At 35.2% G+C, this 22,915-nt stretch carries 24 protein-coding genes and 1 other annotated feature; of the genes, 4 read left to right on the top strand and 20 right to left on the bottom strand.

The window, feature by feature from the left end; translation table 11 throughout:
- Positions 1-600 precede the first annotated feature (600 nt).
- The 3 genes from LDK52_RS14220 to LDK52_RS14210 are packed head-to-tail and all read left to right on the top strand — an operon-like array spanning position 601 to position 3,684.
- Complete coding sequence (locus tag LDK52_RS14220) at positions 601-1,503, top strand: DoxX-like family protein (RefSeq protein WP_277586620.1); 903 nt, start codon at positions 601-603, stop codon at positions 1,501-1,503.
- A gap of 11 nt (positions 1,504-1,514) precedes the next feature.
- A complete protein-coding gene (locus tag LDK52_RS14215; RefSeq protein WP_277586619.1) occupies positions 1,515-2,126 on the top strand; it encodes a DUF4166 domain-containing protein in 612 nt (203 codons plus the stop codon).
- Positions 2,116-3,684, top strand: coding sequence for a YndJ family protein (locus LDK52_RS14210; RefSeq protein ID WP_277586618.1), 1,569 nt, complete (start codon positions 2,116-2,118; stop codon positions 3,682-3,684). Before LDK52_RS14215 ends, LDK52_RS14210 begins: the two co-directional genes overlap by 11 nt.
- A 53-nt stretch (positions 3,685-3,737) precedes the next feature.
- Here LDK52_RS14210 and metG read toward each other — a convergent pair whose 3' ends face one another.
- The 13 genes from metG to LDK52_RS14145 form a co-directional block, all read right to left on the bottom strand.
- A complete protein-coding gene (gene metG / locus LDK52_RS14205) occupies positions 3,738-5,381 on the bottom strand; it encodes a methionine--tRNA ligase (RefSeq protein ID WP_277586617.1) in 1,644 nt (547 codons plus the stop codon).
- Positions 5,382-5,438: 57 nt separating this feature from the next.
- Positions 5,439-5,699: a binding site (T-box leader), on the bottom strand.
- Between the two features lie 59 nt (positions 5,700-5,758).
- Positions 5,759-7,219, bottom strand: coding sequence for a ribosomal protection-like ABC-F family protein (abc-f, locus tag LDK52_RS14200; protein WP_277586616.1), 1,461 nt, complete (start codon positions 7,217-7,219; stop codon positions 5,759-5,761).
- Between the two features lie 462 nt (positions 7,220-7,681).
- Positions 7,682-7,954, bottom strand: coding sequence for a helix-turn-helix domain-containing protein (locus tag LDK52_RS14195; RefSeq protein ID WP_277586615.1), 273 nt, complete (start codon positions 7,952-7,954; stop codon positions 7,682-7,684).
- Positions 7,955-8,100: 146 nt separating this feature from the next.
- Positions 8,101-8,913, bottom strand: a complete 813-nt coding sequence (locus tag LDK52_RS14190) for an ABC transporter ATP-binding protein (protein ID WP_277586614.1) — start codon at positions 8,911-8,913, stop codon at positions 8,101-8,103.
- Entirely contained in the window at positions 8,913-9,950 is a 1,038-nt protein-coding gene (locus tag LDK52_RS14185) for a FecCD family ABC transporter permease (protein WP_277586613.1), read from the bottom strand. The genes LDK52_RS14190 and LDK52_RS14185 overlap by 1 nt, the downstream gene beginning before the upstream one ends.
- Positions 9,947-10,984 (bottom strand): FecCD family ABC transporter permease, encoded by a 1,038-nt coding sequence (locus tag LDK52_RS14180; RefSeq protein ID WP_277586647.1) that lies wholly within the window; start codon positions 10,982-10,984, stop codon positions 9,947-9,949. Before LDK52_RS14180 ends, LDK52_RS14185 begins: the two co-directional genes overlap by 4 nt.
- Complete coding sequence (locus LDK52_RS14175) at positions 10,977-12,038, bottom strand: iron-siderophore ABC transporter substrate-binding protein (RefSeq protein WP_277586612.1); 1,062 nt, start codon at positions 12,036-12,038, stop codon at positions 10,977-10,979. Before LDK52_RS14175 ends, LDK52_RS14180 begins: the two co-directional genes overlap by 8 nt.
- A 780-nt stretch (positions 12,039-12,818) precedes the next feature.
- Positions 12,819-13,157: a helix-turn-helix domain-containing protein gene (locus LDK52_RS14170; protein ID WP_277586611.1), complete on the bottom strand. Its 339-nt coding sequence runs from the start codon at positions 13,155-13,157 to the stop codon at positions 12,819-12,821.
- Between the two features lie 2 nt (positions 13,158-13,159).
- A complete protein-coding gene (locus LDK52_RS14165; RefSeq protein ID WP_277586610.1) occupies positions 13,160-13,636 on the bottom strand; it encodes a hypothetical protein in 477 nt (158 codons plus the stop codon).
- A 177-nt stretch (positions 13,637-13,813) separates the two neighbouring features.
- Positions 13,814-14,578 carry a class I SAM-dependent methyltransferase gene (locus tag LDK52_RS14160; RefSeq protein ID WP_277586609.1) on the bottom strand — a complete coding sequence of 255 codons (765 nt, stop codon included), beginning with the start codon at positions 14,576-14,578 and terminating at the stop codon, positions 13,814-13,816.
- A 42-nt stretch (positions 14,579-14,620) separates the two neighbouring features.
- Positions 14,621-15,961 (bottom strand): amidohydrolase family protein, encoded by a 1,341-nt coding sequence (locus LDK52_RS14155; protein ID WP_277586608.1) that lies wholly within the window; start codon positions 15,959-15,961, stop codon positions 14,621-14,623.
- Positions 15,962-16,089: 128 nt separating this feature from the next.
- Positions 16,090-16,317: a hypothetical protein gene (locus LDK52_RS14150; RefSeq protein WP_277586607.1), complete on the bottom strand. Its 228-nt coding sequence runs from the start codon at positions 16,315-16,317 to the stop codon at positions 16,090-16,092.
- Positions 16,318-16,434: 117 nt separating this feature from the next.
- Positions 16,435-17,505, bottom strand: a complete 1,071-nt coding sequence (locus LDK52_RS14145; RefSeq protein WP_277586606.1) for a citrate/2-methylcitrate synthase — start codon at positions 17,503-17,505, stop codon at positions 16,435-16,437.
- Between the two features lie 103 nt (positions 17,506-17,608).
- Here LDK52_RS14145 and LDK52_RS14140 point away from each other — a divergent pair, with 103 nt between their 5' ends.
- Positions 17,609-18,490, top strand: coding sequence for a LysR family transcriptional regulator (locus tag LDK52_RS14140; protein WP_277586605.1), 882 nt, complete (start codon positions 17,609-17,611; stop codon positions 18,488-18,490).
- Between the two features lie 60 nt (positions 18,491-18,550).
- Here LDK52_RS14140 and LDK52_RS14135 read toward each other — a convergent pair whose 3' ends face one another.
- The 7 genes from LDK52_RS14135 to LDK52_RS14105 form a co-directional block, all read right to left on the bottom strand.
- On the bottom strand, positions 18,551-19,096 hold the full coding sequence (locus LDK52_RS14135; RefSeq protein WP_277586604.1) for an AAA family ATPase: 546 nt from the start codon (positions 19,094-19,096) through the stop codon (positions 18,551-18,553).
- Positions 19,097-19,347: 251 nt separating this feature from the next.
- Positions 19,348-19,743, bottom strand: a complete 396-nt coding sequence (locus LDK52_RS14130) for a hypothetical protein (protein ID WP_277586603.1) — start codon at positions 19,741-19,743, stop codon at positions 19,348-19,350.
- A gap of 59 nt (positions 19,744-19,802) precedes the next feature.
- Positions 19,803-20,603 (bottom strand): class I SAM-dependent methyltransferase, encoded by an 801-nt coding sequence (locus LDK52_RS14125; RefSeq protein ID WP_277586602.1) that lies wholly within the window; start codon positions 20,601-20,603, stop codon positions 19,803-19,805.
- A gap of 176 nt (positions 20,604-20,779) precedes the next feature.
- Positions 20,780-21,445, bottom strand: coding sequence for an HAD family hydrolase (locus LDK52_RS14120; protein ID WP_277586601.1), 666 nt, complete (start codon positions 21,443-21,445; stop codon positions 20,780-20,782).
- A gap of 79 nt (positions 21,446-21,524) precedes the next feature.
- Complete coding sequence (locus LDK52_RS14115; RefSeq protein WP_277586600.1) at positions 21,525-21,737, bottom strand: hypothetical protein; 213 nt, start codon at positions 21,735-21,737, stop codon at positions 21,525-21,527.
- 105 nt (positions 21,738-21,842) lie between these two features.
- Positions 21,843-22,265 (bottom strand): VOC family protein, encoded by a 423-nt coding sequence (locus LDK52_RS14110; RefSeq protein ID WP_277586599.1) that lies wholly within the window; start codon positions 22,263-22,265, stop codon positions 21,843-21,845.
- Positions 22,266-22,449: 184 nt separating this feature from the next.
- Entirely contained in the window at positions 22,450-22,821 is a 372-nt protein-coding gene (locus tag LDK52_RS14105; protein WP_277586598.1) for a YolD-like family protein, read from the bottom strand.
- Between the last annotated feature and the right edge of the window lie 94 nt (positions 22,822-22,915).

Raw genomic sequence — 22,915 nt, 5'->3', positions numbered from 1 at the left:
GAGATATACACCATTATTCAAAATAATAAACGCACAAACTATCCCTTGCGCAATATTTTTTCCCTAAGGAAACTTTTTAAGTAAAAAAAAGCAAACTATAAGCTACCTATGTCTAAAAAATACGATATTGTCTTTAAAGTATATGAAGCTCACTTCGTATTAGTTCCTCCATACTGATATTTAAAAAATAAATACACTTTTTTAAAAAAATGATCATCTTCTCAGTTATTAAGCATACTGATTTTTCCTAGAGATACTATTGGAATAATTATATAATAGCAGATTGCAATTATATTTTGCAAGTCCGGGTCTTTTATTTTCGAGTATACGTACCTCCCTATAGTTTAGTTTCTATCCAACTTTTTATTTTTCAATGTTTTTAAGTTGTACTACCCATTGCTTTTTTAGTTTTTAAAACTTACTTTAAAAGTATTATCTTTACTTTTACTAGGAGCATGTGGGGACGATAATGCGAACGATTAAACGCAAGCACTTTTCACTTTTATTAGTGAAAAGTGTTTTTTTATTAGTAGATTTGGATATTTCAGACATATAGGCAAATAACAAGTCCATTATGGTATTCTCAAGAGGGGTGCAATAATGAAAAATAAACCAATATATGTAGAGATTAGTATTGACGAAGATATAGAACGTGTATGGGAGGCTTCTCAGAATCCCACCTTGCATGAGCAATGGGATTTACGTTTTTCTTCTATTACTTACTTGCCAAAAGAAGAAAATGAAGCCCAACTATTTGAATATAAAACAAATATAGGTTTTGGTTTAGCTATAGCAGGCTGGGGAAAAAGTGTAGGTACATTTCATGCAAAGGATGAATCAAGAACATCCTCTCTACATTTTGGAACGAATCATCCTCTATCTCCCATTAAAGAAGGAAAAGGTTATTGGAAGTATATTCCTGAACATAATACTACTAAATTTTTCACTCAATACGATTATGATGTGCAATTTGGCACTTTAGGTAAGCTGATCGATAAAATCGTTTTCAGACCTTTAATGGGTTGGGCCACTGCACTAAGCTTCGATGTGTTAAAAAGATGGCTCGAAAAAGGAGATACCCCATCAGCTCAATATAGTAGATTTTTTACACATTGGATCATTACACTCTTATTCGTTTTCGTTTGGATATATCAAGGATTGGTTCCCAAATTAATCATGATGCATCCGGAGGAAATTGCTTTGACAAGTGCAATAATTCCTCTCGAGCTTAGCGAGGCTAGTATTATGGTCGCAACCATAGGTATTCTAGAGATTATTTTCGGCTTTATATGGATTGTTTATCAAAATAAGAGGAGCTTACTAAAGTTGCAGTTAGTATTACTTCCATTGCTAACCATTCTCGCAATAACTGCGGATTATTCGGTGCTAACACATCCATTCAATCCGATCACATTTAACTTATCTTTAATCGTCTTAACGATTGCTGGCTTATTATCGAGTAAAGATATCCCAACAGCTAAAAGCTGTAAACGCGTAAGGTAAGGAGCTTAGACATGTCCATTTATAAAGTAATTCTAGGAGAACAATTTAACAACATGCACCCCATGCTTCAAAAAAGATATGGGTTTGTAGAGGGCAAGATCTTCAAAGCAAATGGAGTAATGCATAAAATAACTAGTGGTCCCAAATGGTTATATCCATTTAAGGTATTTGCTACACGAAGAAATTTTTTGTTTCCTGAACATGGCAATAATATACCTTTTCATATTATCAATAAACAACAAATTGGTCTTAATGGCGAACAACAAGTTCATTGGGAAAGAAGATTTTATTTCCCCAATATTCTACGGGATTTCAATGCGCTTATGTCCTTGGATAAAGACAAGCAGTTAGTGAAGGACTACCTAGGTGAACCTAGCTTATTTTACTCTGAGCTAACTTTTGAAGTTACGAGTAATGGGCATTTAAAAATTGAATCTCAAAAGCAACGAATTGTGTTAGGAAAATATGAAATCCCTATTCCAAAATGGTTTCAAGGTAATGTCTTTGTCAAAGAAGGCTATATGGAAGAAAATGAAGCATTTTCTATTCATGTATTGATTACGAACCCGTTGATCGGTACTTTATTTGAATATAAGGGGGAATTCCGATCTGATGACCTATAAGTTGCTTTTTGGTATACATATTATATTATTTGCGATAACTGTATTTTTTACTGTGAACCCTTGGTACTTCCTAATGCTCTCAATAGCACAGATTCTACTTGTCCCACTAACTTTACAGCTTATTTTACAAGTAAAACTTCGACTGTATTATTTTGTCGTTCCCGCTATTATTTCTGTTATTGTCCTACAAACAACAAATGAAACTAGCCTGGACATTGCACTAGCTTTCATTTACTTACTATTTACACTTGCTGTTGCGATATATGGGTTTGTTCATTTTATACAAAGAGGATTTGCTCATTTAGAAGAGTTTTCAATAGATGTAGGCTTAATGTATTTATTCATGGGAGGAATTTGGTTTTTTGCGTTTGAAGTTGGGATTGATACTGGCTTTTCCCCTATGTTAACTTGGCTTACAGCAATCCATTTCCACTACTCTTCTTTTCTACTACCTATTTTCATAGGGTTTGCTGGTAGACTGTATAAACCTAAGAGTTACCCATTTTTTACTTCGATAATTTTGGTCTCGCCATTAGTAGTGGCAGCGGGGATAACATTCTCTCCTTGGCTTGAATTAGTATCTGTCCTTTTATATATTATTGGTATTTATGGCTTTATCGTTATTGCATGTAAAATCTCATTTAAAGGTATTTTACAAAAGATTCTAGTTTTGGTCTCATTCTGTGCGATAGGAATGACAATTATTTTCTCTTTACTATATGCAGTCGGAAATGCTCTTGGTTTATTTCATGTGAGTATTGAGTTTATGTTGAAGTTTCATGGCGTTTTAAATTGTTTGTTATTTGGATTAGTTGGTGTGATCGGTTGGTCGATTTGGACACCCCCTTCCCCTAATGTGAAGTGGAATTTTCCGATTAGCTATATTCGCGGAAAATTTGTTATTGGTGAACAAATACTGGAGCCCTACAAAGCGATTGAAACCTATAATGGACTTGTAGATAATTTGGACGTTTATATTAATAAAGAAAATGTTCAACCAGCTATTATCGACTTCTATGAAAATACGAAACAGTATCAATTGTTTTCTGAAGTACAATGGCATACATGGTTTAAACCATTTGCTGCTATCTATGGATTGATTAGTCAACATATTCAGCAGTTGAATTTACCCTATTCTTCTAAACAAATGGAGATGACTGGAGATATTATTGCTGTTAAGGATGGGCGTTTTCAGACAAGAGCATGGCTTCGTAAAATAGAATCCGACGTCATTTTTGTCGCCTTATATTCCTTACACAAAAATGGAGACAAAACTTATATGAATATTGCGTTGCCACTCCCTTTCTCCACCATGATTGGGATACTTGAACTGCAAGAACTAAATAATAAAAATCTACTATTAACAAGTCAAACCAGTAACAATTCTGATGCAGGAATTTACTTATCTTTCCGAAATTCTGTATGTAAGCTTCCTCTTCAGGAGCAGTTTTTAATAGAAGAGTTACCAAGTGGAGAGCTTTATGCTAAACACCGAATGAAAATATTCTCCATTCCTTTTTTGAGTATTGACTATAAGATTGTTAAAAAAGATGGCTAAAATTAGAGTGGATTTTCATAAGATTTCATGAAAATCTACTCTTTTTTATTGAATTATGTTGGTATCGCAGCATTTTTTCTTAGATTATCTAGCTCTTCTTGTATTACACTAATATCGATTCTTTGAAATAGAGGTTTAACCTTTTGTAATTGGATAGGTTCTGGACTAATTGGCTGCCAAGTGAACTTAGCAATTTGAAGATAGTCTTTAACTTCCTCGCTTGAAATGGGAAGAAATGGTGATAATATTTGTGCTGAGTTACCAATAATATATACACACGTAGCAATCGTTTCTTTACACGCTAGCTCCTCTTCTTTTAATTGAATCCACGGTTTTTTAGTATCAAAATATTTATTTCCCTTACGAATATATAGAAATGCTGTTTCTAATGCTAATTTGAAATGACCTTTCTCTATAAGCTTACCTACTTCTTCATACAATTTTTCCGTTTGTTTAATAATTGCTTTATCTATATTAATTACAGGTATGTTTCCTTCATAAAATTTTTCAATGAATTTTAATGTTCGATTCACCAGATTTCCGTATGCACCAAGCAATTCTGAGTTATGACTGAATATGAATTCGCGCCAGGAGAAATCTGTGTCCCGGTTTTCTGGAGCATTTATCGTTAAAAAGTAGCGAATGGAATCAGGGTGATATCTTGCTAAAATATCCGGTATCCAAACTGCCCAATTTTGGCTTGTAGAAAGTTTTCTTTTCTCAAGTGTTAAGTATTCATTGGAGATAATATGTGTGGGTAATGCTTGGCTATTTACCCCTAATAATATTGCTGGCCAAATTAGTGTGTGGAATGGGATATTATCTTTTCCATGCACATAATATGAGATGGTTTCTTCAGTCCAATATTGCTTATCTTCTTTCATAGATTTCTTTGCCCATTCTTTACTTGCTGAATAATATCCTGCAACTGCTTCTATCCAAACATATACTTTCTTTTCCTCATATCCTTTTACTGGAATACTTACTCCATTCGATAGATCTCTAGAAGCCGCTCGATCTAATAGCCCTTCCTTTAAATAACGCTCAGATAATTGAATGGCATTGTCTCGCCATAATCCATTGACTTTCGCTTTATGGACAAACTTCTCTAATTGTACTTGAAAAGTACTTAAAGCAAAATAAAAATGCTCCGTTTTTCGTATTGTCGGTTCACTTCCACAAAGCTTACACGTTCGGTCGATTAAATCTAGTGGATCTAATATTTTGGAACAATTATCACATTGATCTCCACGAGCGCTGCTACCACAGTTTGGGCATTTACCTTCTACATATCTATCTGGTAAAAACTGCTTGTCTTCCTCACAGTATGTCTGTTCTATTTCTTTTTTATAAATAAACCCGTTATTTAACAACTTTAAAAATAGTTCCTTTACAACTTGATGATGATTTTCACTGTCTGTTCGCGTATAGAGATCATAAGAAAATCCCAAACGCCGAAAAGAAGCCTCGAATTCAGAGTGGTATCTATCGGCTACATCCTTTACTGGAATTCCTTCCTTATTCGCCCGTATAGAAATAGGAGTGCCATTACAGTCACTTCCCGACACATATAGTACTTCCTCTCCCTTCAGTCTAAAATACCTTGCAAGTATATCCCCTGGTAATAATGCCGCTATATGACCCAAGTGCAACGATCCATTTGCATACGGCCATGCCCCTCCTATAAAAATACTCATTTGCTATTCCTCCCTGTTTATAAAAATAAAAAAACCTCGCCCTTATCGGAAATTCCCGATAAGGACGAGGTTTATATTCTCGTGGTACCACCTTAATTTTCAAACGACTCACATCGTCTGACTCTAAAAGTACATGGCAAAAAGCCTTTATACTTTGACATGGATAACAAGTGCCAAATCTTGTCGTATCCTACTAGTTACATAACGTTCAGTACGAAGCTCAGAGATCATGTTCAAATGACTAGTTTGCCTCATTTCCACCAGCAGAGGCTCTCTTAATAACATCCTCATTTTACTTTTCCTCTTCATCGCTATTAATATAAATTTGTTAATATGATTATACATACAATTCTGAACTATGCAAGAACTTTTGTCATTCAGTACGGGATGATTTCTACGGTTTTTGATGCAATATTCGCTATAAAATTTTGATCATGTTCTACAAATAAAAGTGTTGGTTTATATTCCAAAATCATTTTTTCAATTTGCGTTTGGTTAAAAACATCCAAATAATTTAATGGCTCATCCCAAATATAAAACTCAGCAGGTAGTCCTAAAGACTTTGCGAATTCTACTTTTTTTTGTTGCCCATTACTCATGTTTTCAATAGGAACATTAAATATGTCCCTTTCAACTCCTAAAATACGAAGGTTGTTTAAGAATAGTGAGTAATCAATGTCATATCTATCAGCAAAAGCCTTTACTAAACCTTTATTATCATCATGATTTTGACGAATATTACTTTGGGTAAGCCCGTTTGGTATTGCAACCTCTCCAGTAATTGTGCCTGTATACTGTTGTAGAATTAAATAATTTAAAATAGATGTTTTTCCACTTCCATTTGGACCAACGAGCGCTACTTGTTCGTTTTGAAAAATATTAAACGTAATCGGATGGAACAGTGGTTTTCCGTCATAGCATATTGTAAATTTTTTCACTACTAGCACCGGGTTGCGATGGCTAAATTGGCAGTTGATCTTTAAATCACTAACCTTTTCAATATTTTTTAATAAATCCGTTTTTTCTTCTACTTTTTCATTTGTACGTTTTTCTATCGCTTTCGCACGTTTATTCATACGTTTGGCAATCGCATTGCCGAACGGATCATTACCAGAAGGTTTTTCTCTTTTGGCAGCCCAACTGGATTTTTCATTTGCCGTTTTTTGCAAACGATCGATTTCAGATTTTAATACTTTGTTTTGCTCAAGTTCGTACTCGTCTTGCAACTGTTTTTGCTGCTCATACGTAGAAAAATCACCTTTATAAAGTACAAGCTGACTTTTTTCAATTACTAAAATATGATCCACCACAGAATCGACGAAATTACGATCATGGCTTACTACAATGAAACCTTTTTTCTTTTTTAAATAGTTTGCCACGGTTTTTCTTGCTTCGATATCTAAATGATTCGTTGGTTCATCTAAAAGGGGATATCTAGAATCTTCACAAAATAATGCAGCTAATAATACCTTTGTTTGCTCCCCACCAGATAATTGCTCAAATGGCTGCCATAAAATCTCTTTATCTAACCCAAGCAATTGACATTCCCGTTCAATTTTCCATAACTCTACTGGCATCACTTCATCAATAGCGTAGTAAACTAAGGTTTCTTTGTTCGGAATCGATTGTGGAAAATAGACAAATTCTACATCACTTCTAATTTCACCGGAATACAGGTAGTCGTGCATCAATAATTTTAATAATGTACTTTTGCCACGACCATTTCTTCCAATTAGGCCAAGACACCACTTTGTATCTATCGTTAAACTGACATCTTCAAATAACTTGCGGTCCATAGTATCAAATCCAAAATGTAAATGTTGAATATCTATAGGCATAATCATACCCTCCAATTTTTAGAATATTTATTGGAGATGATTTAAAACTTGCATACAATCATTCCAATTTATTGGTTTGAAAGCATACGCATAGACAAATAAAAACCTCCTGAATAAGCTTCAGAAGGATTAACATTTATACATAAATAAACCTCTATACAGGCACTATGAAGGTAATATAAATGGGCAGACTAATCCTATTTTAAGTGAAAATGCGTATACATTTTACGTGTAAAATAGAATTATTTATCCATTAGCCATCCATCTTCCCTTCAAATATATTAAAGTTATTATAGCTTTTATTTTAAGAATATTCAATCGTTAGTTTTGAATGCTTATTTTAAGTTAGATTGAAAAATAAAGCTGTATTTGTCATTACTCTTTTTCCACCTTTTAATATTCTCAACTAATTTATTTATAAATAGGGACTATTACTTCCGTTTTAAGAAAAGCGAGGAAATATCAATATCCTCGCTCTGAAACCAACACTCCATGTTCTGAAGCACTATCCATTTGTACGCGTGTCATTTGATACATCAACTCTGCAACCCCAGCAGTACTTAATCCTAATGCTCTAAATATTGCGTTGTAAGTGGTTATCCCTAAATTTTCAAAACCACCTTCTGCTCTTGTAATTGTATTAACACCGACCAATGCCTTGTCAGCAAGTTCTTTTTGGGTTAATCCTTGCTCCATGCGACATGCAAATATAATCTTCCCATATAACGAACCCAATCCATGCAGATTTTCATTTAACTCGAGATGTTTAGCAACTAAGTCACTCGTATTTAATAGATTTTTAGGCCATTTCCTAATGATTATTCCTCTCCTTCAGTTAGCCCCTATATACGAGAATTCAAAGAAATGAATGACAACTAGGTTCAATCAGCATTATTGTGTGAATGATATCGTCCACTAGGTACGACAAGAGGTGTATGTGAAACGGGATCATCAATAACTACACATTTCATACCGAAGATCTCGTGAATTAATGAATCGGTAATAACTTCTTGTGGCGCACCTTCAGAAACTAATCGTCCGTTTTTAATGGCAAAAATATAATCTCCATAACGTGCCGACAAGTTTATATCATGTAAAACCATAACGATGGTCGTTCCATGCTTTCGATTCAAATCTGTTAATAAATCTAAAATTTCTACTTGATACGTAATATCTAAAAAAGTTGTTGGTTCATCAAGGAACAGAATATCTGTTTGTTGTGCAAGTGCCATAGCAATCCAAACACGTTGCCTTTGCCCACCCGATAGCTCATCGATGTCTAAATCTGCAAATTCTGTTACATTCATAATTTCCATCGCCTCAGCTACAGCTTCATAATCCTTTTTTGACCAACCACTAAATAATGATTGATGTGGGAAACGACCACGCCCGATTAAATCTGATACTGTAATGCCTTCTGGTACGATAGGTGATTGAGGAAGTACCCCTAGAATCTGGGCTAATTTCTTGGGTGGTATTTTACTAATAGCTTTACCGTCTAAAGTAACGTCCCCACTTGAAGGTTTAATCAGTTTTGCCAAAGTTTTAAGCAAAGTGGATTTACCACATCCATTTGAGCCAATAATGACACTAATTTTATTGCTTGGAATTTCTAAATTGATATTTTTTAAAATGATTTTATCATCGTAGCCAGATGCTAGCTGATCAGCTCGAAACAGATGTGTTTTCTCCATTATAATTCTCCTTTGCGATTCATTTTGATAAGTAAATAGATTAAATAAGGCGCACCTACTAAACCAGTAATAACTCCAACCGGGAATCGGTATTCAAATGCAAATTGCCCGATTAAGTCAGCGATTAAAACAATATTTGCACCGACCAAACCTGCTGGAATAATATTGGATGCACCAACACCAACTAATCTATTTGCAATTGGACCTGCAAGGAAAGAAATGAATGCAATCGGACCTGTCGTTGCTGTAGCAATGGCAACTAAAAATACAGCACAAATGATTAATATTATTCGTGTTTTATCTGTTGAAACTCCTAACGAGGAGGCTGTTTGTTCACCAAGTTCCAATATATTTAGCTGTTTTCCATAAATGACCACTATCGGTGTCAAAATAATAACAGCTAACATTAACGGAGGAAGTTCAGTTAGTTGAGAACCATTTAAACTACCACTAAGCCAACGAAGTACAGCAGAAATATCTTGCTGTGCACTTACTAATATTAAATAAGAAATAACTGCGTCTAACATGGCTTGAATACCAATGCCAATTAATATGAGACGCCCAATTGAAAACGATCTCCCTTTTGAAAGGAAATACATGACGATAACTGTTGCAAGGCCAGCTACGACAGAAGCAATCGAAACGATCTTATTACTCGTATGAAGTACTGTAATACAAAATACCGCTGCTACACTCGATCCAGATGTAATACCTAGTATGTCAGGATTAGCCAAAGGATTTCGTAACATGGTCTGAAAAATATAACCCGCAATACCAAATGCCAAACCAGCAAATAAGCCAGCTAACATACGAGGAAATCGAATTGTATTCACGGCAAATGTCACGCCCTGTATTTGCTCTCCCATCAAAGAACGAATAACATCATTCACTGGATATACCGTATTCCCTAGCGTTAACATGAGACAACATAATAAGCATGCACTAAGTGTAAGTATGCCAGTTACAAGTAACCAACGTCTGCGTCTTTTTTGCATACCTAATTGTATAAAATTAAATTCAATAGATTGGTTTTTCATAATGACCGCACTTTCGATTTCTTTGCTAAGAATATAAGAATTGGTGCACCGATAAAGGCTGTTACTACACCTACTTCAAGTTCACCAGGACTGCCGACTAATCGACCAACCACATCGGATATGGTTAAAATGATTGCCCCAGCCAGCGCGGACATGGGAATGACAAAACGTAAATCGGGTCCTAAAATAAGTCGCATTAAATGCGTGGCAAGTAGCCCTATAAAGCCTATCGGTCCAGCTAAAGCCGTTGCAGCTCCACAAAGTAATACACCACCAAATGCCGCACAAAATCGCAAGAAACTTGGATGCACTCCTAAACTAGATGCTACTTCATCGCCTAATGCTAAGGCGTTCAATGCTGGTGCAGTGATAAATGCTATTAGTAGACCAATTGCTAAAAAAGGAATAAACGTAATAATACTATCCCAAGTACCAGAACCGACACTACCAATTTGCCAAAAACGGAATTGATCCATGGCGTAGGTGCTTGGAATCATTATAGCCGTTACGAGGGAGGATAACGCCGCTGATGTTGCTGCTCCAGCGAGGACAAGTTTTATCGGTGTTGCCCCGCCTCTTCCTAAAGAACCGATACCGAAAACAAAAATAGCCGTAATACCAGCACCAAACAATGCTAGCCAAATATACTGATCTGCAGACGTAATATTTAAAAAGGCAATACCGAAAACGACAAACAAAGATGCACCCGTATTAACCCCTAAAATACTAGGATCGGCAAGAGGGTTCCGAGTGACCGCTTGCATTAGCGCACCCGCAACCCCTAGAGCCGCCCCACAAAATAGGGCGAATATTGTTCTCGAAACGCGTTTCCTAACAATGTTCGCACCATGAGAATCTCGTCCAGGATAAAATAACCCATCGATTAACTCTTGCATATTAATTGCTCTGGCCCCAAAAAGTAGAGACACTATTATACTTACAATTAATAATAGTATTAGTAAGACCAGCGTTGTTTTAAAGTTTTTCGGTAAATGAAAATCACTTTTTTTACCGAAAACAGGAAATCTATTCATTAATCTTATCAATGGCTCCACTGATTAATTCCAAATACTCATCAATTGTGTACGCAATGGATAATGGGTTTGGTGTACCTGCTGCTACTAATGGTGTATCAGCTGTTATAAATGCAACTGACCCACGTTCTACTGCAGGTATTTTACCTAATAAAGGATCCGCTTGAATTGTAGCTAATAATTCGTCATTACCATACCCTATGATTAAATCTGCATCATATAAAGCTTCTGTATTTTCAGTACTTAAATTTAATGAATAGCTTGTTGGATCTGTCATTAACTCCGTAATACTCTCAGGAACTGACATTCCTAATTCAACTAAAAAAGAGACGCGTGAATCTACATTTGTGTAGATATGTAACTGAGATAAATCTTTTTCAGAGAAGTTTACCCATACTACTTTTTTACCTTCGATTTGTGGATATTCTGCTAATTTTTCAGCAAGCATACCTTCAACATCCGCAATAAGTTTTTTACCTTCTTCTGCCATACCCATACCTAATGAGCTAAGTTCTACTTGTTCACGCCATGTAGTTGTCCAAGGAGATGTTGGATATGCTACAACAGGTGCAATTTGTATTAATAAATCATAATCTTCCTGCGTGATACCTGAGTAAGATGCTAAAATAACATCCGGTTTCGCATCAGAAATTGCTTCAAAATCAAGACCATCTGTATCCATAAATACGTTTGGCTCTGTTACACCAAGTTCATCTAATTTTTCTTTTGTCCAAGGTAATAAACCACTGTCATCTTGTACACCAAAGTTTGCTGCTGAGAAGCCAACTGGCACTACTCCTAAAGCTAAAGCAACATCTTGGTTCCCCCATTGGATTGTTACGACACGCTCTGGTTTTTCTTCAATTACAGTTTCCCCTAAAGCATGTTTAATCGTAATTGGATAAGCTGTTTCAGTTTCCTTTGTAGCTTCCGTTTCTGAAGTTGCAGGAGTTTCTTTTACTTCTTTGTCTTCAGTAGTTGATTCATCAGAACAAGCTACTAAAGTAAATACGGCCATCAATGCTATTAACATTGCCAAAAATGTTTTTTTCATTTTTTACCTTCCTCTTCTTAAACAATAGTTAAATGGATACTTATTCTCAACTTAATAGTCGATAAAGATTCTCATTCTCATTTAAATATTAAACTATATAAATATTAAGTCAATACATTTTAATGAAAATTATGGTATATTCTATTGGAAGTTAGGAAGTTTGAAAATGAATTGGTGTGATATCACCCATTATTGGTGGTCCGTCGGGTTTAGATTTTATAGTAGATTTTATTGTAGCCTCTTAAATTTAAAATCGAAGATTATTTAGTTTCAACTTTAGCTTGCCATTAATTGTGTACTGTTTTCCGATGCTTTTCTTTACTTGTCTTCTAAATGTTTATTAAAAGACATTACAAAAAAACAGATACTAGTTACAACTAATATAATGCTTATAAATATTGGAAAATAACCTATAGCGGACATAGCTACTGAAAAATTCCCATATCCCCCCTTTCTTTTACACCTCTATCTGTTGTAACCGCTTTGATGATGGGATTTCCCTTTCCATCAAAAAAGATGCAGTTCTGTGTTTCCAAAACGGCATCTTTCATTAGTTATTTTATTTCCCCTACGTATATTGATTCAACCCGAAGTCTTTTGCTGGCTCTCTTTCCCAGTCCATATAAATGCAGCTAATTGTTCAAATGTATTAGTTGCAGCTAGCTTATCTGCCCTTTCCCCTACTCTCCAAAAAACGTGACAAGCCTCATTACCGGTATAATAATATAAAAATGTTAACTATTTTGGCGAAAAAAAACGAGCGAGGAAATATCCTCACTCTTAAACCAACACTCCATGTTCTGAAGCACTATCCATTTGTTCGCGTGTCATTTGATACATCAACTCTGCAACCCCAGCAGTACTTAATCCTAATGCTCTAAATATTGCGTTGTAAGTGGTTGTCCCTAAATTTTCAAAACCACCCTCTGCTCTTGTGATTGTTTTAAGACCAATCAATGCCTTGCCAGCAAGTTCTTTTTGGGTTAATCCTTGCTCCATGCGACATGCAAATATAATCTTCCCGTATAACGAACCCAATCCATGCAGATTTTCATTTAACTCGGGATGTTTAGCAACTAAGTCACTCGTATTTAATAGATTTTTAGGCGGTTTTCTCATAATTATTCCTCTCCTTCAAGGTATAATTTCGGGTTTTTAAGTACCTTAAGAAACATTTGATACGTTAAATCTCTCATCTTATTCGTTTCATTCACAGGAGGTATGAGTGTCTTCTTAAATACCTTTACAAATATATATGATTCTATTTCTTTATATGAAAACGGAAAGAAAGTAAATCGTAAATGCTCGTTTTCATTCATTGCATATCGCAATTCATAAATTGGCATGACTCCTAAAGGTTTGATAATTTCATATCTTTTAGTACGTTCTTCTCCATTTATTAAAATAGTGAGTTCAGTATAATCCTGCAATTTGTTTAATGGAGTCACATTTAATAAATCAAATGCTTTTTGAATAAATAATCGATGTGTTTTAGCATCCAAAGAAGACAATGATTCTTCGTTTAACTGAATTAAATAATCATTAACAATATCCTCATTGTTTTCGTCTGCAATTGCAATAATCGGTCTGTACTTCATCAAAGTATATACTTAGCCTAACATATATGACTCATATTTTCAAATAATTGACGTCATATATGACCCTTCTCGTCATTTTATATTGTAAGCGATGGAAATTGGTATTTACAGAATTTAAACTTGTCCTAATGTATTATGGCATTTCCCCATAAAATGAACGCATGTTATCAAACCTATTCATCCTTTTCTACATACATAAATCATTTCATCACTATCCCTACTTAGCGGTGAACCCTTCCAATCTTTATAAACATGTAATATGTCTAATCCGTTTTCGGTTAGTAACCGCTCCATTTCCTTAGGGTACGTGTATCTTAAGCTAATGTTCGTTTTTCTTTCCTCTAATACTTTATCGTTCTCATCCATATATTTTCTGATTGTTGTATAAAGCTGTATTTGCTCTAAAGGATCATATTCACTAATTGTAAACACATCTACTTTTTTGTCTTCCACTGTATCCGTATATGTTTTCCAATATTCTTCTGTGCTTGGCTGTAGTAATTCTTCTGCATTAGGAAATCTAATCCCAAATATAAAAGTTCCATCTTTCTCTAAATGATTATGTATGGACCTTAAAACAAGATTTTGTTGTTCATTTGTATGAAAATGTTGAAAGGAGTTCCCAACCATAAAAATTAAGGGACTTTTTTGTTTTAATTGAAGCGCTGTGCAATCTTGCTCTATCCATTCAATCTTTATATTTTGATCATGTGCTTTTAACTTCGCACGTTCAAGCATACCTGCATGTAGATCTACACCAATTAAATGGAATCCCTTTTGCGCTAAAGGAATCGTCATTCTTCCAGTTCCACATGCCAAGTCTATAATTGGTCCTCCTTGATTGATAGCCCATTCTGTAAGTAAATCGAGTTCACCAGTATAAGCATCATTTTCTATATCGTATGAAATCGGATCACTGTATTCTTCTAGATTATTACTCAACTATATCTGCTCCTTCTTGCGATAGCCATTGTGGCATCTTTTCTACCTAGTACTTGCTTCAAATTCACTCATAAAAGCTTCTATGTTTTTTAAAATAGTTTCTTCATCTGGAATTTCTTTGAAAAGTTCTTGTTGAGTATATATCGTTCCCCCTTTTATCACTCTATTAATCTTTTGTGTATTTTGGATATTTTCTAATGGGTTTTCATTTAATATGACGATATCTGCGATTGCACCTACTTTAATTACTCCTAAATCTAGACGGTTTAAAGACTTAGCAGCATTTATAGTTGCAGCACGAATGGCATCTATTTCGCTTATTCCAATTTGAACAAACAACTCTAATTCACGGTGTAGTGCCATTCCAGGAATGGTGAATATTCCTGCGGGCGTATCTGTTCCTGCAACAACCTGTCCACCTAAGTCAAAGTAGGCTTTTGCAATTGCCTTATTCATCGTGGCTTGTCTACCGAGGCCTTCTAGAGAAACTGGTTTACTTAAAAAGTATTTCCATTGATTTACTAATCCTTCATTATTCTCAAGTTTTCTCGTCACATCATTTACTGGATACCAATAGTTCTCTAGAAGCCTCGCTTGATCCAATAACACCATGGTTGGACATATTACTACATTATGTTCTATAAGAACTTTACAAACCTGTACTATTTTTTCTTGATCGGGCTGGTCCCAATTGATCGAATCCCACAAAGTATTATCCGCCTGCATCGTCCACTCCGGATACATATCCTGTACTATTCCAGATGCATGCTCATTCCACTTGATGCCCATTATAGCTGCATCTATTGCGGTTACGTCTTTAGAATGGATTAAATCACAGCTCACTTCTTTATTGTATTTATTGGCTTCTTCAACAACTGCCATCATTGTCTCTTTTGGCAACCAGCCGTATACTTTGATAAAATCTGCCCCTGCTTCAACTTGTCTTCTTACTTCCTCTCGAGAGGCTTGCGGACTGTCCGCATTCATATTCCAAGGACTTTCCTCTCCCCACAAACCAGGGGGTCCGTCAATAATACGGTCTGCCGAAATAACTCTTGGCGTAGGGGCTTCTATGGAGGCATGAATTAAATCCTTTAATTCGTTGACATTACCTCCTGTATTCCGAACCGTTGTCACACCAGATGCAGTGAACAATGGAGCAAATCCTTCTTTTATATGTACATGCATATCAATAAGTCCTGGAATTACCCACTTTCCTTGGAGGTCCAATACTGTGACATTGGAGTTTTTATTTTCTTGGTTTTTTTCACTTTCCAACTTTGTAATGAAGCCATTTTCGATTGTTATATTTTTCATCTCTATATGACCATTTTCCACATCAATCACATTAGCATTTTTTAGGAATATAATATTGTTTACCACTTCTCATTTCCCTCCCCTTTTTCGCCTTACATATTATACTTATAAATAGCGGAAAGGTTTCATTATTCAGATAATTAAAATGTTATTTCATTGGAAAAACTCTTTACCCATGTTGAGTAATTCCCCAGTTACTTGTCTTCTAAGTGCCTATTAAAGGAGATTACAAAAAAACATATACCCGTTATTACCAATATAAGACTGATGAATATTGGGAAATATCCTATCGCAGATATGGCATCTGCAAATCTACCATTCACCCCTTCTCTAGTTGTATATATAGCTGCTGCAATCCATGTCATTCCAAATAACATAATTCCTGCAAGTATTGCCGTTGCTCCAATTATTATATATTTCAACATTCATACCCCTTTCATTTACATCTCATATATATGCATATTCTCCATGACGAAGAGATTTCCCTTTCCATAAAAAAAGATGCCGTTCAGTGTTTCCAAAACGACATCTTTCATTAGTTATTTCATTTCCCCTACGTATATAGATTGTGGGCGGAAAATTGTATTGTTTTCAAGCTGTTCAATGGCATGAGCTGTCCAGCCAATCATTCTTGCTATACTGAATGTCGGGGTGAATAATTCTGGAGGCATATTAATAGAGCGCATAATGGCCGCTGCATAATATTCTACATTCGTGTATAACTTCCTACCCGGTTTAAACTCTGCCAGTAACTCGATAATTTCTTTTTCTGCAATTGTTGCAATATCTAGCCATGCATCTTTCCCTTGAAGCTCCAAACACTTCTCACGCAATATAATAGAACGAGGATCCTCTGTTTTATATATTCGATGCCCGAAGCCCATTATCTTTTCTCCGTTTTCTATTTTATTTTTTACGATTGTACGAATCTGTGTAGGATCTTTGAATTCATTCAACATAGATATGACTCCTGATGGAGCTCCTCCATGTAGCGGTCCTTTCATAGTCCCAAGTGCCGAAGTAATAGCAGCTGTCAAATCTGATTCGGTTGAAATCGTTACTCTTGCTGCAAAGGTCGATGCATTTAACCCATGCTCCATCGTAAGTTTCAAGTATGTTTCCAGCGCTTCCACTTGGACATCACTTGGTATTTCTCCAGTTAGCATCCATAAATAATTAGCTGTGTGGGAAAGATCTTTATTTGCTTCAACTACAGGTAGTCCAAGTTGGTTTCGATAATGTCTAGCTACGATCACTGGAAGTGCAGCTGTTAATAGGACAGCCTGCTCCGCTATTGGTTTTTCTTTAAATGCTGTATGTGCATATGCGGAAATTGCCGTTCTCATCGCATCCATTAAAGAGATTTCCGTTGGAAGTGCATTAATAATCTCTATTATATGTGCAGGTAGCTCTCTATATTGATTCAATCCGAAGTCTTTTGCTTGCTCTCTTTCCCCAGTCCATATTAATGTAGCCAATTGTTCAAATGTATTAGTCGCAACTAACTCACCTACTAGTATCCCTCTGTATCTTAGTTCCCCAATATCACCATCCACGGATGCAATTTTTGTATGAACTGCCACAACGTCCTTTAATCCTTTTTGAAACATATTTAACTCCTCCTTTTCTTTAGTATATGAGAATAGGTTGATAATAAAAATTAAATATATATAATCATATTAATTACTATTATTAATCAGGGAAGGTGATTATATGGAATACCAATGGTTAAAAACATTTTGTACTGCTGCGGAAACACTGAATTTTCGAAAGGCTTCGGAAAAATTAATGATGTCGCAACCAAGTGTGACCGTTCATATCCGACTATTAGAGGAACATTTGGGATCCGCTCTTTTTGATAGAAAGAATAACCGAGTAAGCCTATCAGAAGCAGGTAAATACTTTCTACCCGAAGCACAAAAGTTAGTGAATAGTACTGAAAATACAATTCACAAAATGCACGCATTTAAACAAGGCTATCGCCGGACTTGGACAATTGCCATTTCACCTCTTATGGCCGAAACGATTCTCCCATTTTTTTTACGTTCTTTTATGAAATTACAGACCGATTTGGAAATACATATTCGTGTGGAGGAATCTTATCTTATTGAAGATCTCGTAGATTCAGGGGAAGTAAATATTGGCATTTCCGCACTTGACGCAAAAAGAAAAGGAGTAGAATCCATTTCCTTTTATGAGGACCCAATTGTATTTGTCATGCCGGTAGATATATATGATGAGGAAAGCGGCCCACCGATAGATATTAAAGATGTTTTACAGAAAAACTATTTATTTACCCATCATCATCCTATTTTCTGGGATGAACTACTTGTGAAGTTACATCGGCATATCAATGGAGTCAGAACAATGAAAGTAACACAGGCACATATTGCCAAACGATTTGTACAGGAAGATCTAGGCGTGTCCTTTTTGCCGCACTCTATTGTTCGGCGTGAGTTATTAGAAGGAAAAGTGATGCAACCCCATTTTGATTTATTTGACTTACCTACTGTTTCCACTTTCATCATTGTAAAAAAGAACGGAGATTTGGAAAAGTTATTCATTGACCAAATATCGAAGTATTATTTTGGTTGAAAATCAATATAAAAAACACGAGCAAGATTATAATTAGTTTTCATATAGTCTTTGTTCCCTTTAAATTTTTTTTCCTTTCAATGCCGCTCTTATTGTAGAGTAAAGTTCTTCAACAGATCGCGAGCCATCTAGTTTTAATATAGGGCTTTTACATAATTCCATTTCATAGGATTGCGCAGCATACGTGCCTATCATCGTTTTATCTTTTGCCTTCAAATACGTTTTACACCATTCTATAAATTCATTCGTCATGTTTCCATCTTCATCGCACCATGCTTTTTTGGGGTTATCGCGCCTTACCTCTCTCTTTCTTAAACGTTCCATTCGAATTTTTTCATCGAGAAAGAGGAAAACTAACAAATCACGATCATCAAATCCATTCGGATACCATGAAAAGATTGACCCAGAGACAACATAATCGCTCTTTAATTCCATATCATTCTCATACATTTCCCGTCGCTTTTCAATCGGATAATTTTCAGTAAATGATTCATCTTTCCATAGATAACTATCTGTATCAATCCACATTATATTTTCTTTTTCGCTTATAAATTTTGCTAAAGTACTTTTACCCGTTCCTGAACCACCTATTATTTGTACTTTCATTCACTGTCCTACCTCTTTAATTATTTTATTTTCTGGCTATTTGGATCTATTGCGTAATCCTTTTCCAGCATCTTCAATAAACCTAATAAAACTCCTTAGTCATTCCTCAAGTTTCACCTTCATCGTGTTGAGGCTTAATACTACTTTGCGCCCCTTTTTTGGCAACAGGAATGCCAATAAACAAAGCCCAATTGTAGTACCAATAAGCAAAGTTAGTTCAATTAATGTGACTGGATTATATTTACTTTACTTTACTTTACTTTCAATTCAACTTTTTCTTTATATTCCCCGGTTGTAGTATGCCATTCAATTTCTACATAAGCATGATTTAACGATATAATTGCGGCATCTATAGCTGGAGGATTATTGCCTCCACCCATCCCAAATGATATAGCGGTTTGACCTTTTTGAGGTTCAATTTCCCCTGAAAGTCCTCCTTCGTCAGTAACTAAAGAATAAGAAACATAGAGAAGATCTTCATCCCCTGTATATTCAATTCCACCTCTATCTGAGAGATGGGAATCGGTCACCTCATATGTTATATTTGCTTTCCAATATTCTCCTTCTCCATTCGCTTTAATGGTTTCCTGATTTGAACAAGCTGTTAATACAATTATTGTAAATAATATAATGAGTATCTTTCTCAACTTAACATTCCTCCCCAAATTGGTACTGCCAAATAAAACCTCATTCTTGCTTCCTTTTTTTAATACTTATTAGCAATAATAGTGAATAGTCCTGGAATTTTATTTTCTATACCTTCCGGCGAATTGACAGGAAATGCCCATCTTATACCTGATTCTTCTTCTAAGATTTCCATATTTAAATTGGCTTTAGCAATTGAAGTTACTATTTCACCTAATGTCCATCTGCGAATTTTATTTTTCGTTAACTTAGCTCTTTCATTTTCTGATAATAATATACTGTAAGCAACATCGACATCCACCAATTCCGTTTCAAAATAATCGCCATTTGCAATCATTTTGTCCCCTTCTAAATTCATCAACTTTGATGCGAAGGGATGATAATCCCTTAATATAAATTTCCCACCTGATTTGAGTGAATTACGAACAAGGTTAAATAGTGGCATTAAGTCAACAAAATAGTGTAATACACCCAGTTCTAATACTACAAAATCAAAATCTGCTAACTTGTCTTCTTCGGGTATTTCTAATAAGTCTGAAACTATGTATTTTATGTTCACGTCTGCCTGATTAGCTAACTCCATCGCATATCGTCTATTTTCTTTGGAAATATCTACGACAGTTACATCAGCTCCTAACAAGGCAAAAGATACAGCTTTATTCCCTTTTGAACCTAAAAGATTGGCTATTTTTTTGTCTCTTACATCGCCCATATACTTTATATAGTATGAGACAGCTCTGGTAGGGTTACTTTTTAACTTTTGTGCATATTCATTTGGTAAACCATGTCGATTCACCCATGCTTGATACACAGATTGATCCCATCCTATTTGGTTTACCTTACTAATACTTTCTTGATTCATTCTAGCTTCACCTCACAAAATACGGCACCCTATGTCGATCGAGTTTTGAATATGTAAAGTTCATAACACCAACAAAAAAAATTATCACTACAATTATAAATAATAGCAAGTGTATATTCTTAGCTAGAAATCCCCTCATCATTTTCACCTCTACGATTACCATATTTTCTTTTATTTTATTCGTTTAGCTTTACGATAATCATAGGTAATTCCCCTAAATCATCAACCATATAATCTGCATTGACGTTATTCCATTGAAGGTCTTTCTTCCAAATACCTTTCAACCCAACATTCTTAGCAGCTAAAATGTCATTTTCAGGATGGTCTCCTATAAATACACCTTCACTGGCTGAAATATTAAGTTTCTCTAGCGCGTTGTTAAATATTCGTGGGTTAGGTTTCTTAATTCCCTCCCATTCAGATACTAAAATAATATCAAAATATTTTTCTATACCTAAAGCTATAATATTATCCATCTGAAACTGCCCATATCCATTTGTGATCATTCCTAAAAGAATATTGTTATTTTTTAGTTCTTCTAACATTCTAATTAGATTGGGAAAAGGAATACAGTTATTCTTAAATTCACTTATATAATCTTGAAGTAGCTCTTCCCAAGTTATGCTAGTAACACCAAATTCATCGACTATTTGTTGATATACTTTGTCTTTCCAAACATACCCGCGATTATCCAAATCTATAAATCTTCGCACATATTTCTCTTTTGGAATATGTCCTATAAGTTCTTTTAATCTGTCGTATTGTCTGTCGATAAATATTTTTACAGATTCATCTCTATTTAATAAAGTTCCATCCAAATCAAATATAGCCGCTTTTATCATTGTAAATTCTCCCTCATTAAACTTTTATACTTCTCTATATTTCACAAGAACGGAAGAATTATTGCAAACGCTATGCCTTTTATCTTTTACACTCAAAAGAATACGCACTTGTGAAATTATTATGGATCTCTAATATGACTTCTCCCCCAACTTCATAGCAGCCAGTAGTAAGTAAACTTATTTCTGAAGTATTGAAATAACTATATGCAATCGTTAAAAAAGCGACACCAAATAAAGCCATAGCTAAAATCAATAAAACCCCTATAAAATGCTTATTTTTAAATACAGTCATTTTCAAAACACCCCCCTATGGAAATTGAACAAAGCTTTCCATTTACTTTAATACGTTTAAATCAAATTTAAGTTACAAATATAATTAACCAAATCCAGTTCTTGTTTAGATAGACAATTGTAAAGCTTCTTCATCACCAGGACAGGTAATTTCCACTGTATTTCCAGCTGGGTCTTTGACCGGATAGCTCCAGTATCCGACCCAGACAGGTTGCTGGTAGAAGGATTCTACCTTAACCTTTTGTAATCGTTCAACTATTTTCTTAAACGCACGCTCTTCACATTCAATAGACCAGCTAGGTACCGGGAGCTCCCCACCTTGCCAGCCTGGTTGGGTCGCCCAACCATCATATACAGGAATATTTTCGGTAATCTGTGAAAATGAAAATTGCAGCTGATCACACTGATACGCAACCGAAGCATCTTCCTCAAAATAGATTTCATGTAACTGGATTATCTCACTGTAAAATGTTCGTACCTTATTCAACTCATTACAGTAGAAGTAAATAAATCGCAGGCTCGATTTCAATACACTCACCTCATTCTAAATATTTTAAAAGCAGTCAATTTGTCTAAAATATTATTTGTCGGCTTCCGCTCCGTGATCAATCAATCCCTTCAATCTTCTACATCCGTCTGCTAAAACCCTTCTTTTGTTCAGTTCACACAAAAAAACATCATCCACTTTGAAGGGATGATGTTGGTGACAATTGCTATTCCAATAGGCTGACGTCAACGATTTCATCAATAGACAGTTCAAATGAGCGAAAAGGGTCCTCTATTTCGATTGTTCGTTTCCTCAAATCAATCCATTGTATCGTACCGCGGTTATAGATAAACTCTCCCTCTTTCCACCGTTTTATTTTGATTTCGACATTCCGTTTCATTGCGAGTGCTATTTCATCATGAATAGCTTCATAGTCAAACTCATTTAAGTCTGGGCGAGGTTCTTTTTTTATTTCCTCGCTATACTCACGAAGCATTCTTACATGTTCGGGTAACATCATTGCTACCCATTTTTTCGACCCTCGATCCTGTAATTGAGATAAATCTAATTGGTTCCAATCTTCATCAAAGTTAGCCATGCTATCACGTTCTTTCTTTTTCACTTATCATATCGAACATTTGTTCTTTTTTCAAGTAGAAATAAATGGATACAAAAAAGACGCACCCATAAAG

This window comes from Psychrobacillus antarcticus, from assembly GCF_029533155.1.
In the GTDB taxonomy this organism is placed as follows: Bacteria; Bacillota; Bacilli; order Bacillales_A; family Planococcaceae; genus Psychrobacillus; species Psychrobacillus antarcticus.
This window is presented reverse-complemented; position numbering and strand designations above follow the sequence as displayed.